At 50.6% G+C, this 15,246-nt stretch carries 10 protein-coding genes and 1 pseudogene; 1 reads left to right on the top strand and 10 read right to left on the bottom strand.

Features of this window, described 5'->3' with window-relative positions:
- Positions 1–36: 36 nt before the first annotated feature.
- The 10 genes from AC1RCO_RS30055 to AC1RCO_RS30010 form a co-directional block, all read right to left on the bottom strand.
- Positions 37–1,149 carry a glycosyltransferase family 4 protein gene (locus AC1RCO_RS30055; RefSeq protein WP_492618340.1) on the bottom strand — a complete coding sequence of 371 codons (1,113 nt, stop codon included), beginning with the start codon at positions 1,147–1,149 and terminating at the stop codon, positions 37–39.
- 12 nt (positions 1,150–1,161) lie between these two features.
- On the bottom strand, positions 1,162–1,905 hold the full coding sequence (locus tag AC1RCO_RS30050; protein WP_492618339.1) for a glycosyltransferase family 2 protein: 744 nt from the start codon (positions 1,903–1,905) through the stop codon (positions 1,162–1,164).
- Entirely contained in the window at positions 1,906–2,841 is a 936-nt protein-coding gene (locus AC1RCO_RS30045) for a GDP-L-fucose synthase family protein (protein ID WP_492618338.1), read from the bottom strand.
- 7 nt (positions 2,842–2,848) lie between these two features.
- Positions 2,849–3,934, bottom strand: a complete 1,086-nt coding sequence (gmd, locus tag AC1RCO_RS30040; RefSeq protein WP_015634792.1) for a GDP-mannose 4,6-dehydratase — start codon at positions 3,932–3,934, stop codon at positions 2,849–2,851.
- An 846-nt stretch (positions 3,935–4,780) separates the two neighbouring features.
- Positions 4,781–5,791, bottom strand: a complete 1,011-nt coding sequence (locus AC1RCO_RS30035; protein WP_015634793.1) for an FkbM family methyltransferase — start codon at positions 5,789–5,791, stop codon at positions 4,781–4,783.
- The gene (locus AC1RCO_RS30030) at positions 5,784–7,127 is read right to left on the bottom strand and encodes an ABC transporter ATP-binding protein (protein WP_492618337.1); all 1,344 of its coding nucleotides are present in this window, start codon (positions 7,125–7,127) and stop codon (positions 5,784–5,786) included. Before AC1RCO_RS30030 ends, AC1RCO_RS30035 begins: the two co-directional genes overlap by 8 nt.
- Positions 7,117–7,947: an ABC transporter permease gene (locus tag AC1RCO_RS30025; RefSeq protein ID WP_041752056.1), complete on the bottom strand. Its 831-nt coding sequence runs from the start codon at positions 7,945–7,947 to the stop codon at positions 7,117–7,119. The genes AC1RCO_RS30030 and AC1RCO_RS30025 overlap by 11 nt, the downstream gene beginning before the upstream one ends.
- Positions 7,944–9,887 carry a glycosyltransferase family protein gene (locus AC1RCO_RS30020; RefSeq protein ID WP_065363458.1) on the bottom strand — a complete coding sequence of 648 codons (1,944 nt, stop codon included), beginning with the start codon at positions 9,885–9,887 and terminating at the stop codon, positions 7,944–7,946. Before AC1RCO_RS30020 ends, AC1RCO_RS30025 begins: the two co-directional genes overlap by 4 nt.
- Before the next feature lie 57 nt (positions 9,888–9,944).
- Entirely contained in the window at positions 9,945–10,946 is a 1,002-nt protein-coding gene (locus AC1RCO_RS30015; protein ID WP_041116927.1) for a GDP-L-fucose synthase family protein, read from the bottom strand.
- An 889-nt stretch (positions 10,947–11,835) separates the two neighbouring features.
- Complete coding sequence (locus tag AC1RCO_RS30010) at positions 11,836–13,716, bottom strand: acyltransferase family protein (protein WP_492618336.1); 1,881 nt, start codon at positions 13,714–13,716, stop codon at positions 11,836–11,838.
- Between the two features lie 211 nt (positions 13,717–13,927).
- On the opposite strand from AC1RCO_RS30010, the pseudogene AC1RCO_RS30005 reads away from it, so the two are divergent.
- Positions 13,928–15,064 (top strand): annotated as a pseudogene (locus AC1RCO_RS30005) (IS3 family transposase).
- Positions 15,065–15,246: the final 182 nt, after the last annotated feature.

Raw genomic sequence — 15,246 nt, 5'->3', positions numbered from 1 at the left:
AATCATTAGCCCGAGTCAAATCGGGCTGGTGTTTCATTACGTGTTCAGCAGGTCCTGATAGACCTCGATGTGGGCTCGTGTCATTTGCTCCCCCGTGAATAGCAGGTTGTAACGACTCTGCGCCTTTTCGCCCATTACCAATGCTTCTTGCGGGTTGTCCCAAAGGTGTTGCATCGCTTGGCGAAGCGCTGTCGGGTGCTCTGGTGGAACTACCAGCCCGGTTTCGCCGGCAATGTTGATGTACGTAGTGCCCGTACCAATCTCGCACGAGATCATCGGCTTTCCATACATTGCCCCCTCCAGTAGTGACACTCCGAACGCTTCGGAACGAAGGTGCGAGGGGAATACGATGGCTGTTGAAAGTTGAATTAGCGCGACTTTGTCTGCTTCTGGAAGACGGCCCAAAAAGTGGACGTTTTGAAGCCCCATACTTTTTGCTTGCGCCATGAGTTCTTGTTTCTTTGGTCCATCTCCTACGATGACCATAGGGTATCCAGTGCCTTGGAGAGCTTCCATCAATGTGTGAAGCCCTTTGTAGTAGCGCAATACGCCAACAAACAGGAAGAACCGCTCGCTCATTTCTTCCGCCCAGCGTGTCGTTAGAGCAGTGGAGGGGATTGGGTAGCTTTCCTTGTTGAGACCTATAGGAATAATTGTGGTTTTGTCATGAAATGCAGAAAGCTCAGCACTTGATTCCAGGTAGTTGGGGGATGAGACAATGATCCGGTTGACGCTACGCAGAAATATATTTTGGAGTGGGCGGTAGAGCTTTAAGAGAAATTTCTGGTTGATGATGTCAGAGTGGTATGAAACAACGCTGGGTTTTCCGGTGCAACTGGCAAAGTGGATCAAGTCCATGAATGGCCATGGAAAATGGTAATGAATGATATCCGCATTCCGCGCAAGTTCTTTAAACTTCGAATAAACCTCTAACGAAAAGCCTGTTGAGGCAATATTAAGGTTTTCTTTAACGCGATGAACCCGATAACCGTTCATTTCTATTGTGGCTGGAATTGGGTTGGGAGACAGCGTAAGGACTTCGCAGGTCGCCCCCATACGATGAGACTGCTGACAAATTTGATCAATCACTTGCTCTATGCCGCCCATGGTGTCAGGAAGGGCGGTTTTAAAAAAATGCAGAATGCGCATGGTAACTTCCGGCTATGGAAAGATGGATTTGAGCCAGACGGCGTAGGGCTGAAAAAGCCACCACTTTAAGGGAACGCTACCGTGATACTTACGCACCACCGCCATAGCTTCCTGATAATGGCGGCGGCGCAAAGTTTTTGTTTTGGTCGCTTCATGTTCTCGATTGACCGCTACAAACGCGTCGATATATTTGAGAGGGCCCACTATTTTGAAGAGTCGCCACCAAAGATCGTAGTCCATAGCCATATGCAAGGAGGGGTTCACGCCGCCAATATTCAGCCATGCGGATCGTCGAATCAGCGTCGCTGGTTGGGAAATAATGCAGCGAAGCGCTAGCCTGCGCTCGCTGAACGGCTCAACCCAAACCGGTTTGCGTTTTCCGGTATTTTGAATAACGTTCCAGCATTTCCCATAAACGGCTGAGGCCTCAGGTGCTGTTTCAATGGCACTGATCAGTCGTTTTAGTCCGTCCGGCTCGAACCAGTCATCGCTATTCAGCCAGCAGACATACGGTGCTTTACCTTGAAGGATACCTTCGTTGATAGCAGCTGCTTGGCCTTTATCTGGATAGCTGCGCCAACCAGCTAGCTTGTGTTCCCATTTACGGATGATTTCCACCGAGTTATCGGTGGAACCACCATCCAGAACAAACACCTCCACAGGGACATTTTGTTCAAATATGGACCTTAAGGCGTCGTCGAGATAACGCCCTTGATTGAAGGAGGGGACTGTAATCGTAACCAAGGGTTGATGCATTCAGTGGCGATCCAGACGGCTGAGAAAATCTTGGTAGGTCAATGCTATACCTTCACGCAGTTGCGTTTTGGCAGCCCATCCCAAGTTCTTTAGGCGAGTGATGTCGAGTAGTTTACGGGGTGTACCGTCAGGCTGGCTCTGGTCGTATACGATCTGCCCGTTATACCCGACCACCTCCATAATTAACTCTGCTAGTTCGCGGATGGATAGATCACTGCCCATTCCAACATTGAATAGTCCGCTGTCAACGTTGGATTCCATCAAGTGTAGACAAGCATCGGCCATGTCTTCGACGAAAAGGAACTCGCGCTTTGGCTTTCCCGAACCCCAAACTATTAACTCTGATGCGCCGCTAATTTTTGCTTCATGGGCTTTGCTAATCAGTGCCGGCAGCACATGACAGTTTTCCAGGTTGTAGCTGTCATTGGGGCCATAAAGATTTGACGGCATAACGGCTATGAACTTTGCACCGTATTCGCGGTGGTAGTTCTCGCACATCTTTACACCCATGATCTTGGCGAGGGCGTAAGGTTCATTGGTTTGTTCCAGCGGTCCGGTTAACAGGTGGTCTTCGTGGATCGGCTGGGGGCAGTCCCGTGGGTATATGCAACTGGAGCCCAAAAAAAGAAGTCGTTCGACGCCATGTTTCCAAGCGCTGTGAATTACGTTCGCCTCTATCATCAGGTTTTGATATATAAATTCAGCTCTAAAGTTGTTGTTGGCTTTGATTCCGCCTACCTTGCCGGCTGCTAAGTACACAATCTCAGGTTTTTCTGTTGCGAAAAAAGCATCGACAGCAGCCTGTTGAGTCAAATCAAGTTCAGCATGCGAACGGGTGACGAAATTGCTGAATCCAGCGGCGGATAGCCGCCGCTGGATCGCAGAGCCAGCCATACCGGCATGGCCTGCGATGTATATTTTGGCGCGTTTATCCACCTAACTATTACTCGTGGTAATCGTAAACGGAGTAGCCGTGCTTTTTTACCAACTCATCACGGGTCGCTGACTTGAGGTCCTCGGTCATCATTTCATTGACCAGATCCTCAAAGGTGATTTTAGGCGTCCATCCCAGTTTCTGCTTCGCTTTGGTTGGGTCGCCCAGCAATGTTTCCACCTCGGTTGGACGGAAGTACCGCGGATCCACGGAAACTATGCATTTACCGGTTGCGTCGTAGCCTTTCTCATCGACGCCCTGACCTTTCCAGGTAATGTCGATTTCGGCGTGTTTCGCTGCCGCGTTGACGAAGTCGCGAACGCTGTATTGCTTGCCGGTTGCAATAACGAAGTCTTCCGGAGTTTCTTGCTGCAGCATCAGCCATTGCATCTCGACGTAGTCTTTCGCATGGCCCCAGTCGCGCAGTGCATCAAGGTTGCCCAGATACAGACAGTCTTGCAGGCCCAGCTTGATGCGTGCGAGTGCACGGGTAATCTTGCGAGTGACGAAGGTCTCGCCGCGCACCGGGCTTTCGTGGTTGAAGAGAATGCCGTTACAGGCATAGATACCGTACGCTTCCCGGTAGTTGACGGTAATCCAGTATGCGTACAGCTTTGCTACTGCATAAGGGGAGCGTGGGTAGAAAGGTGTGGTCTCCTTCTGTGGAGTTTCCTGCACCAAGCCGTACAGTTCGGAGGTTGAAGCCTGATAGAAGCGGGTCTTCTTCTCGAGCCCCAGGATCCTGATCGCCTCAAGGATACGCAAGGCACCCAGCGCGTCCGAGTTGGCAGTGTACTCTGGCTCTTCGAACGAGACCGCAACGTGGGACTGGGCAGCCAGGTTATAGATTTCGTCGGGTTGTATTTGTTTGATGATGCGGATCAGGCCGGTCGAATCGGTCATGTCGCCATAGTGCAGGACCAAGCGACGATCTGACTCATGGGGGTCTTGGTAAAGGTGATCGATACGGTCGGTATTGAAGGATGATGCCCGGCGCTTTATACCGTGCACTTCGTAACCTTTTTCGAGAAGCAACTCGGCCAGGTAGGATCCGTCTTGACCTGTTACTCCAGTAATAAGCGCAACTTTTTTCATATGCTTCTCTTAACGTATTTGATTCAAAAAATCTTCTTTAGGTACGTAAGCGGGTAGATAGTTCCGCATGATCAATTTGCTCGATCCGGGCCCAAATCACGATCGTCTATACTGCCTCAATGGGGCTGAATTCTCAATGTATCCTGGTAGCTTGTGACTTCTACGGTGTATGGGCAGGCGGCTTTAATTGCTTGTGGCTGAAAATCACGGCGAAGTTGGACATTTATCGCCAGAAAATCAGACATCTCCCTCATACCGCCACTGGAAATGCATTGGTTTTTTGAGAGCTCGTTATTGCCGAAGTGCAAATTTTTTTGATCCAGAACGAATCACTTAATCCTCTCGATCGAGTTTGCCTGGCTTGATAGTCCTAATCGAAGGATGGCACTTTGCCTCTTTTGCCTAGGGAGCATGTCTTGAAGCTGGCAGTGAGAGGGATGTGACGTTGAGTGACGCTATCGCAGCGATGCTTGGCAAGCACCAGCGTAGTATCACTCTGCAATATTCCTCGATATCGATTAGGCACGAGGTTTCTCTTCGAAAGAAGAGTATAGGCAAACTGATCTGGCGAGTATCACAGACAGATTTGTGATGGTTACGAAAAAAAGCAAAAGTTTTGCTAGATTGTTCACACGGTTGAAATATTAAAGTGCATTGATTCAAGTCATCAGAAGCGTTGCCTTGAACTGTCCTTGCTATCCTTTATATATAGCGACAACAAATATAGGCGTATATACGCAAGTATGCCAAGATTTCTGTATTTAGTCTCTGCAGGCCCTGATCGAGAAGCTACACCTCCGATGCTGCCCCGCCACTGAGGCCCATTCCTTTGCCGCAGGTGCAAATTTAAAATGGTTGCCAGCTTTCGTCAGGCATAAGCCAGAAAGCATCATCAATCGCTGAAAATACTGGATGGGAGTCAAATGCTTCTTTTGGATTCAGAGCAGTCAAATTGCCTTTGGCGATGTCTTCGCGTACGAAGAAAGCATTGAAGCAGCAGGTTCCCACTGCGCAGAGTTCGTAGCCCTTTGGCTTCAGAAGGGTCGTCCAGGCGGTCAGGCTTGCTGCCCCTGATTGCTGCCATCTACGGTTGAATTGCTCTCGGTCACGCTGGACGACGCTGTGCCGTTCGCGAAAGCGCTTTTCAAACTCTACGACAATTACGCGAGGTCTGATGTCACGCAGGTTTTCCATGACTGCGAAGTCACCGCCATCGATGTCGATGATGAAGAGGTCGGGTTCCGGTTCCGGGTTGTTTGCCATGAGCAGGCCGTTGATATTTTCCGGGCTAATGGCTTGCTGAACGATCTTCGGCGAGTAGTATTCGGTTTCGCCCTCTCGAGTCCAATGGTAATGCCGCGTCGAAGCTGTGCGCGCGAAAAAGTAACGCATTCTGCTGCACTCAGTTGCATCGAGTTCAAAAATTGTTCCATGCCAGCCATGATTGACCAGCAAATTTGTCGACAGGTTTTCCGGAATCCCAACATCAGAATCGCTGCAGTTGCTGCCAATTTCGATGACATAGCGATTGGTGCAGCCAATATGTGTGAATAGGCGCAACAAGATTCCGTCTTCATCATTTTGCGAAAACGCACGAAACCCGCTTTCCACCAAATCTGAAGGCTCAAGCACTCGTGGGGAGTTATGTTTCCACGTATGCATCAAGTGCTTTTGTTGGGCTGCGTCAGCATTGCTGACGAAATTGCGACGTAGTAGGGGGTTAAAACTTCCTACGTCCTCAGTCGAAAGGCCTTTGTTCAGAAGAATCGTTTCAAAGTGAATCTGACGCTCGCTCAAAGCCTTCAATTCTTGCAGGGCTTCTGCGAGCTGTTGGGACAGTGTATTGAGATCAGACATTTTGTTTTTCTTCCAATAAATCCACTGAGACAACCGGGTGCATATTGAAAATCCCGCCATAGAACGCTGCCAGCGGCGATTCGGTAACCTGCAGCTGTTCAACGTCATGCATCAGCAAGCTGTACTCTTCAAATTCGCTTCTAGAGAAACCTTTATTTGCAACACCCACCGAAAATGAATATTGACCCGCCTTTAGATTCAGATTGAGGTTGAATCTTACGAGGACCTGGGCGCCTTCTTCGCATGGCGCTTCGGGCATTTGCAAGGCAAAAGTGCTGGTCTCAAATATCGAGCGTCCCAAACGGTCCCTGACTATAAGGCCATAGGCAGGGCGCTCGAAGTCCTTGTTCAGTTTGACCACGTATCGAACGGTTAACTGAGTTTCGCTTTCAATGTGGGTGACAGGCTGGTTTTCGGCGTTCAGGAGGGCGAAGTCGATAAGTTCGGCGTCGCCGTTGGTCGTGATGGTTGTAGCTTTTGTCCACGCCTTGGGGCGCTCAATCGCTTCGAGGCTCTCAGTTGCAGGAGCAATGCTCTGATCGATAGATACCTCGCCGCTACTCATGTCGGTTTTTTTGGCAACCAACCCTTGATACAAATCGATCACGTCTCGAGGTGCACCAAAACTGAGTGTTCGGCCATGGCTCAGTAGCAAAGCCTTGTTGCAAATGTGTTTGACCGTGTTGGCATCATGGGACACGAACAGTAACGTCCCCCCGCGTGCGCGAAAGCTTTCCAGGCGTTGGAAACACTTTTGCTGAAAGTAGGCATCGCCTACCGCCAACGCCTCATCAATAATCAAAATGTCGGGCTCGAACGCCGTCGAAACGGCGAAGGCGACACGCATTTGCATGCCACTGGAATACGATGAAACGGCTTGTTCGAAGTGCTCACCAATATCAGCAAACGCCTCTATGTCGGGTATTTTTGCTTCGATTTCACGACGGCTGAAGCCCAGTAGTGCTCCGTTCATATAAACATTTTCGCGGCCGCTGAACTCAGGATTGAAGCCTGACCCCAGTTCAAGTAAAGCAGCTACACGACCGTTGATGCTCACCTTACCTGTAGTGGGGGTGAGGGTGCCGGTGATGATTTGCAAGAGAGTGCTTTTACCGCTGCCGTTCAGTCCGACGATTGCACAGGACTCGCCTTTGCGAACTTCAAGGAAAATTTCGCGAAGAGCCCAGAATTCCTTGAAGTAGTTACGACTTGGCCTGCGGAGCAGGCGACGCAGCCTCGGGTAAATGAATTGCTTGAGTTGATCACGAGGGTGTTCAAATATTTCGAATCGCTTGGAAACGGCTTCCACACGAATTGCGAATTCATTAGAGGACATTCGCGAATCCTTTTCTGGTCTTCTGGAACCAGCCATATCCCGCCCAAGCAAAGCTCAAGGCCACAACAGCATAAACTGCGAGGCCAGCGAAGTTAGGCATTGAACCACTGATTAGTATCGCTCGGGCTTGCTCGATAATGAAGGTGAGGGGATTGAGCATCAGCCAAGGTTGGATTTCGACGGGTAGAGCGGAAATGGGGTAAAAAACCGGAGAGGCGAACAGCAGCAAGGTCATAAGCAGGCCAATGGGGTGGGCGACATCGCGTAAATACACCCCAAGCGATGCAAGTATCCAGGCCAGGCCTAAAGACAGCACGATCAGCGGTGCTATCACCAGTGGCAGAAAAACGACTGTCCAGGGGATGGTGCCGTGAACCAGAAGTTGTGCGACCAACAATACGCCAATACTGACCAACGCGTGGAAGAAGGAGGTGCCCATGGCAATGATAGGGAGAATCTCCAGAGGGAAGACCACCTTCTTTACGTAACTTACGTTGCTCAAAATTAGCGTGGGGGCCCGAGTCAATGTCTCGGCAAACAAGCTATGAACGATCATTCCGGTGAATAGCAGAATCGCAAACTCACCTTTGCTGCCAGGCTCGCCGGTTCCCCAGCGAGCCTTGAACACGACTGAAAAGACCAGCGTGTAAATCACCAGCAACAGTATCGGGTTCGCGAATGACCACAGAATACCCATCATCGAACCTTTGTATCGTCCGATGACATCCCGTTTGGTCATTTGCTGGATCAGGTGCCAGTTTGACCAAACGCTTTTGATCAGTGACAACAGCGAGACGGGGGCGGGTGAGTGCGGGTTCATCTCAGCTTCCGCTTCAGTATTTCAAAGCGAGCCCTGAAGCCTTGGGTCTTGATCGCCTGGATCTGAGCCTTGACCCATGCCTTGTTAAGGAACAGCCGGGCGATGTGCTGCCGCGGCGACTCTACGACGACAGGGGTGGGTACTTCAGGCATGTAGAACCCTGCCGAAACCTTAAGTACTCCAGGATTGAAATCCTTGATTAGTTCGGTTTCTGCGGCCTCATCCCAAGTTCTTTCGGGGAACGACTGACGGATATCCAATGTGACGGTAGCAGGCAGCAGGTGCTTGATTTTACCGCTGATCATTGCCGCCAGTGGCCGCCCGTCAAGATAATGGAGTGCGATACCCAGGTCGGCAGGGAGCGACGCAGTCCTGAAAATGAAGCGGCCATATCCGGGTGGGCCGGCAGCGTCCACATGACCAAAGTCGATCAACTCGTGAACGGTATGCACAGGCGAGTGACCATCGTCCATGATCACCGCGGTTGCCGCGCAGTTCACTTGATCGTCGCTTTGCAAGGCGCCAGCTAGAACGGTCAGGTGGTTGAAGAACAGCTTTTCATTCGGTGCGACAAATATGATCGCGTCGGATTCCGCTGCGTCGTTTACCAGTTCCTGAAGAATTTCTCCTAGCGGACGTTTGCTCTTGATTCCAGGATGAATGCCGTACCTGTAGGCTTCAACTTCCTTTATCTGAATCGGAATAGGCGAGGCGCTGAGGATTCTTGAAATTTCCGGTTTCAGGCTGCCAGCGATTACCTTATCGATGACCAGCGTGGCGGTGAAGTTTCTGTAATCCTGATGGCGGACACTTTCGACGTGTGCTTTCAGAGCCGCAGTAGAGTACTCGGGCATCAAGAGGTTTAGGCTGATATGTGTTTTTTCGCCTTCGGTCCCAAGATGTCGTGTGACTAATTGTTGCTTGCGCTCCTTCAGGCCACTGTACAGTTCCTTCAAGCTGCCGATCAGCGAGTAATGGCCGTTGAAGATAGCCTGTGCCTTTTTGATCTTGGCCATGGCCTCTTCGGGATTGCTTTTTATCCAGCTGAGGTGGGCTGTGATATCGCCGTAGATCTGCTCCATCGGAGACCGGCTGTCGATATAAAGAAGTGAATCGCCAAAGAATTTTTGCGCGAAAGGATTCTCATCGCAGATGACAAGGGTGCCAGCAGCAATGGTTTCGAACAGACGGTTCGACATCATTTCCGAGTCGCGGTGGGCCTGGGAGGACAGTACCAGTGCCGCCCCCGCTTTGGCGATCTCGTTGATCATGGAGTTTCCGTCGAACGGAATCTCTCGAACGTAGCTCTGATAACCTTCCCAGACACGTACGCCCTGAAAAATAGTTGGGCCGTAGATTTTCAGCAGACCGGTAGGGTCGAGTCGCTTGAGCACTTCCTGCTGGCGCGATTGACGACTGCTGACGATCGCTTCCCAGTTAATACCGGCGTAGAACAGTTTGCCGTCACCCAGCGAAGGTTCATGTACGATCTGGGGGGTGGAGTGGTACAGCTTGAAGTGCGCGGGTAAGTGCGTCGTAGCGCCACGTACCATTCGGGCCACATGGTCATCGGCGGCAATGGAGCTGCAACTGAGGAAGTCATCGTGCGTGGTCAGGTTGCGCGAGCAACGTTGATAGCCCCACTCATGGTAGAACTTCAGCGGGTTCCAGAGTGCGACAAAGGAAAACGCGTCGTAGCGCTTTGGGGTGTCGTAGTGGAGGTGAATCACAAAATCGACATTCGCCTTGGACGCTTTTATATCCGGAGCGGAGACGAAGCCGCCATCGGCGAGGATTTCAACGCATTCAACCCCAATGGCTTTGGCTGCCAGTTTTAGACGTGCGATGCACTCATCTTCTGCGGTTTTAATACCTGGCCAAAGTTTTACAACTCCGAAGCGACCAAATAAACCCTCGGGCAGAGGGAAATCATTGTTCATTACATTGGATCCAAATGTAGGAAATTAAAAGATGACGGTTCGCCTGCGGTGCTTGCATCAGATGTCGATACGTGCGTCCGGGGTCGGCGACTCAAGCAAGTTCAAGAAGTCCTCGTAGGCGCTTTTGAGCCCTGTTTTTTCATCAATTTTAGGTTTCCATCCAAGCGCTCTAATCTTGCTGCTATCCAGTAGCTTGCGGATAGTGCCATTTGGTTTGTTCGTGTCGTAAACGATTTTTCCCTCATAGCCGACGACCTCCGCAATCATCGCAGCAAGGTCGGCGATGGCGATATCGTGATTACAGCCGATGTTGTAGAGGTCGTCAGTGGTTGGCGCGAGCATTACGCACTTCATTGCGTCGGCAAGGTCGTCAACATGCAGGAGCTCGCGTCGTGGAGTGCCATCGCCCCAAACGACGAACTCTTTCTGCTGCAGGACTTTGGCCGCATGCGTACGACGGAGAATTCCCGCAACGACATGGCTGTGTTGAGAGTGGTAGTTGTCACCGGGGCCATAAAGATTTGGCGGGATAACGGAGACGAAGTCACAGCCATATTGTTTGCGGTAGGCCCGGCACATTTCAATGCCAGCAATTTTGCTGACAGCGTACGCGCGGATACTATCTTCCAAAGGGCCCGTGAGTAGCGTCTCTTCGGTAATAGGTTGTGCTGCATTTTTGGGATAGGTGCAGTTGGTGGCGACAAAGAGTAATTTTTTGGTCCCGAACTTGTGAGCGCCAGAGATGACGTTCGTTTGAATCATCAAGTTGTCGTAAATGAACGATGCAGGCAGCGTTGCGTTGGCATGAATGCCGCCGACCTTGGCGCCGACATGAAAGATATAGTCCGGGCGGTGCTCTGCCATCCAATCGTATACAGCAGCCTGGTTGGTAAGATCCAAATCGGCCCTAGACGTCAGCAGTAGTTGGGCATCCTCGTCTTTAAAATTCCGGACTACAGCAGAGCCAAGCATTCCTTTGTGCCCTGTAATCCAAACTTTTTTTCCGGCGAAGTGTGGTACGGAACCCTGTACTGATGCCTTGACGCTTGTTGCAGACATTTGATCATCCTAATTATTTGGAAAGCTTCGCAAATTCACCTTCACCCTGCATCCGTTCGTCCTGCGCCGCCATCAAGGTAAGTTATCGGTACCCTGCGCAGCGTGCGGTCAAGCAAGCCTTTTTGCCCCACGTACAACACACTCATCTCAGAAGGGGAGCTCAGGTCGAAAGTCGCCTTTATTAATCCCAGCACGGTAATTGCGAGCTCCGTTTTCTGTTGTCCACTCTGGTCGGAGGACTGTGGGTTTGTATCCTGTCAAAGTGCCATTCGGTAAACTTGGGTTGATGGCTATTTGCCCACTTTGTATCGTTCACCAGCGACCTACTTTAATCAAAATCAAGACATTAGCTCATCTCGCGCTGCCTAGAGGGTCTGTATGGGGGAAGGGTAACAGTGAGGTCGGTTTTGGCAACCGCCTCTTCCTGTAGCCCTTCTGCAGAGGTGCTGCGTTACATCGGCGATGTTACCACGTCGTATTTTTTTTTCCTCCCCGACAAGGGCATTGGCACATTTTGCCCACTGACGCGGCACTGGCCGCTGATCGGGTTGGGGTGAGTCCAGTGGACGCTGCATCGTAAACGTTAACCTTCTGACATTGCTCTGCAAAAGGCCATGTTTGTTCAGGTAAAGACACAGCCTGGGCCAGACAAGTTCAGATTGTCAGCGTCAAATATCAGGTCGTATTGCCGCGCGATGGATTTTCTTTGATCATGGGCGCGCCAGGTGTTCGTTGGGAGATACCCCCACAGATCTGCCCGAAACTGATGAGGCTCTCGATAGTCCGGGCTGGGCCTGCGGTAACGTGGTCAGATATCTCACACGAACATCCTGTTCGCCACTGGATACTTTTGCGATGACTAAAGTCGTATTGATAACGTATTGAGGCATTAATTTACGATCAACGGTGTTATTTCCTTGGCGTATAGACCTGATCCTTCTGGTGTCAGGTGCACGATGTCATAGATCAGGGGTTTTTCATCGGGAGATGCCATTGGGCAGGACCCGTTAGGGCATACCGCTTTTGTCAGTGATACATAAGCAATACGGTTGTGATGAGAGACCACCTCACTGACGGCAGCCTCGGACCGTTGCATGACCTCCCAATCAACATCATTTGACGAGTTGAAGTTGAACATCTTGCCTTTTATCCTATCAATCATGATCAAGGGAACGCTGCGTTTGAAAAGTGGCGCTTCACCTATTACAACCACTTTAGTCAAGTTCAAGGTGTCTACTTTATCCAGCGTTCGATCTAAGGACGCCATGTATTCGGGCGATATTGGCCAGCCGGCAGTAATGATTAGAATATCGGGTCGAGCGGCCTCGATTTTTTTTAAGAATATTTCGTTTGCATTCTTGCAGTAAGGGCGTGCCGGCATATCCATGCCTAGAATCGGAGCGCATGCTGAGGCCGTTAACTGCCCAAGTGAGATGTTATGTTCGCCAAGTGTTTTACGTAGCCCCATATAGAGGTGTGCGGCATGACTGTCTCCCCAAAGAAGCGCCATTTTCTTTTTTCCAGAGGGTACACAACGTAGGAGGTCCGTTTTAGCGGGATCTTGATCCGGGTCTAGAAAACATTCCCCCGCTTGATAATCCTTAGTTGGATTGTAGGACATCGTCGTAAGCACTTGATCGATTCGACTTTGGGAAGATGAGGGGAAGCCGTGTTTGTGTGAGATGAACCATCCTATGGCTACCACTAGGCAAAGAGACATAGATGCGACTGACAAGATGTGTGCAGGCGTCCATTGCTTTTTTGCGTAACGGAAAGTTTGCTCAATCAGTTTGTAATTTAACCAAGCTAAAAGAATGGCCATTGCAAAAATCACCAGTGCGGCGATCTCTTTGTCTGCATTAGGGAATGCGCGTTTGGCGAATACAATCAAAGGCCAGTGAACGAGATACAGGGAGTACGATATTTTTCCCACGAATACCATCGGTCGGGAGCCCAAGAGCATCGACATCCTGTCGCCTTGCTCGCCAGCCATGATAATGAGCGCTGCGCCTAAGCACGGTAGGGCTGCGGCGATTCCAGGGAACGGGGTTTGACTATTGTAGAAGAATATTGGGTAAGCCAATCCGGCCATGCCCAGCGCAAACAGGCATAGCGAGATTATCGGAGGTTTTTTTAGGTGTAGCGCAGGAAGTGCAATCAAACTCCCGATAAGAAGCTCGAATGCACGAAACGGCAGAAGATAAAACGACGCGGTTGGGTTTGTAGAGAGTAATTGCTGCGAGAAAAACAACGATACAGCCAGCATGATAACGATGGTTGCGGGTATCAACCGTTTTGAAACTTTCGAAAGTCCCAGGATGATTAACGGGAAGAAGATATAGAATTGCTCCTCGATACCAAGTGACCAAAGGTGCAGAAGCGGAATCTCATCCGCGGAGGGCGAAAAATAATTGAGGGTGGCATAGAAGTAGATGTTTGCGGAGAAAAGCGCTGAGGCGATAGCGGATTTTGCGTAGTTTGCAAGTTCACTTGGATACTGTAGGCAATAGGCGGCAATCGATGTTGTGACTATCACCGACAGAAAGGCAGGCAGGATCCGGCGTGCTCGTCTTACGTAGAAATTCGCGATGGAGAATGAGTCGTTGCTAGTCTCTGCGTAGATGATCTTCGAAATAAGGTAGCCAGAAATCACGAAAAATATGTCGACCCCGACAAATCCGCCAGGAAGTAATCCGACATTCAAATGGAAAATCACCACACTCAGGACGGCTATCGCCCGGAGTCCATCAATATCTGAACGGTACTTCATGTCTTGGAAAAATCCTTGTGGTTACTCAGTTTATGGGGGGGATTCTAACCGTGAAAATGACTTTTTTGATCTGTTTTTCGTTCCGGATTCGGAATTAGGATGGATTAACCAAATTCTGCACGGGGTAGTTTTCGCCACAAAAAATGATGTGAATCGCCCCGAGTTTCGTAGGCACCTCTTTGCCTTAGAATGAGGCCAATCAGGAGGTGCCATGAGCAACCCACGTTATCCCGAAGAATCCAAAATCCAAGCAGTCAATCAAGTGACCGAAAACAAGCTACCCGTTGCTGAGGTAGCTGCCCGTCTCGGCGTGTCGACGCATAGCCTCTATGCCTGAATAAAGCGCTACAGCAAACCTCAAGTAGAACGGCAGCAGGATGATGATCAGCACGCTGAATTGCGTCGCCTGCGAGCGGAATTCAAGCGCGTCACTGAAGAGCAGGCATATTAAAAAAGTCCGCCGCATACTTTGCCAAGGAGTGCGGCTGAAGTACGCCTTTATCAAGCTGCGCGCGGGCGACTATTCGATTCGACGGCTTTGCCTGGCGCTGAAAGTCCATCCCAGCGGTTATTACGCCTGGCTGGCTGAGCCGCAATCTGTACGTGCCAAAGACGACCAGCGACTGGTGGGTTTGATCAAGCATTTCTGGCTGGAGAGCGGCGGCGTTTATGGCTGTCGCAAAATCCATGACGATCTGCGCGAGGTCGGTGAAGACTGTGGTCGGCACCGTGTGGCGAGGCTAATGCGTCTTGCGGGACTGCGCTCTCAGACAGGTTATCGACGTCGCCCGGTAAAGTACGGCGGTAAGCCAGCGGTCGCCTCGCCCAATTTGCTGAAGCGCCAGTTCGATGCCGTAGAACCCAACAAAGTTTGGGGCATCGACATCACCTACATTCGCACGTATGAAGGCTGGTTGTATTTGGTGGTGGTGCTGGATCTGTTTTCTCGTCAGGTCGTTGGCTGGTCAATGAAGTCGCAGATGACCAGTGATCTAGCTATTGATGCGTTGTTGATGGCGGTTTGGAGGCGTAAACCGAAGCAAGAGGTGATGGTTCATTTCGGCCTGGTAGCCAGTACAGCAGCTCCGATTGGCGCAGCTTTAATTTGATTGCCAGCATGAGTCGCCGAGGCAACTGTCATGACAATGCTGTGGCCGGGAGCTATTTCCAGCTTCTGAAACGGGAACGGATCAGGCGGAAAACCTACACCACGCGGGAAGATGCTCGTAGTGATGTGTTCGATTACATCGAGATGTTCTACAACGTTAAACGTCGGCATGGCTTCAACAAACAACTGTCGCCGGTAGAGTTTGAAAAGCGTTACGCAATGAGTTTGCAAGGTGTCTAGAGAGTCCGGGGCGATTTAATTTTATTCTCGGGAGGCCGTGAGCAATAGGAGCAACCGTTAGGAGGTGGTTCTCCCCAGAGTGCGAAACTTTATCACATGAGTAATCGTGAGCACTGCTGCTTACTCTACCCGGCTCTGATCCCGTGGGGGGGGCAGGGCCGGGCTTTAATCGGATCTAAAGA

This window comes from Pseudomonas sp. GW823-FHT03E05 (assembly GCF_058796855.1).
The sequence above is the reverse complement of the archived record's forward strand: the minus strand, read 5'-3'. Positions and strand labels throughout refer to the sequence as shown.

What these genes read in the sequence shown, in the direction of transcription:
- AC1RCO_RS30015 (WP_041116927.1), bottom strand. Translation starts at nt 10,946, where the DNA reads ATGTCTGCAACAAGCGTCAAGGCATCAGTACAGGGTTCCGTACCACAC.
- AC1RCO_RS30030 (WP_492618337.1), bottom strand. Translation starts at nt 7,127, where the DNA reads ATGTCCTCTAATGAATTCGCAATTCGTGTGGAAGCCGTTTCCAAGCGA.
- AC1RCO_RS30010 (WP_492618336.1), bottom strand. Translation starts at nt 13,716, where the DNA reads ATGAAGTACCGTTCAGATATTGATGGACTCCGGGCGATAGCCGTCCTG.
- gmd (WP_015634792.1), bottom strand. Translation starts at nt 3,934, where the DNA reads ATGAAAAAAGTTGCGCTTATTACTGGAGTAACAGGTCAAGACGGATCC.
- AC1RCO_RS30020 (WP_065363458.1), bottom strand. Translation starts at nt 9,887, where the DNA reads ATGAACAATGATTTCCCTCTGCCCGAGGGTTTATTTGGTCGCTTCGGA.
- AC1RCO_RS30050 (WP_492618339.1), bottom strand. Translation starts at nt 1,905, where the DNA reads ATGCATCAACCCTTGGTTACGATTACAGTCCCCTCCTTCAATCAAGGG.
- AC1RCO_RS30055 (WP_492618340.1), bottom strand. Translation starts at nt 1,149, where the DNA reads ATGCGCATTCTGCATTTTTTTAAAACCGCCCTTCCTGACACCATGGGC.
- AC1RCO_RS30025 (WP_041752056.1), bottom strand. Translation starts at nt 7,947, where the DNA reads ATGAACCCGCACTCACCCGCCCCCGTCTCGCTGTTGTCACTGATCAAA.
- AC1RCO_RS30035 (WP_015634793.1), bottom strand. Translation starts at nt 5,791, where the DNA reads ATGTCTGATCTCAATACACTGTCCCAACAGCTCGCAGAAGCCCTGCAA.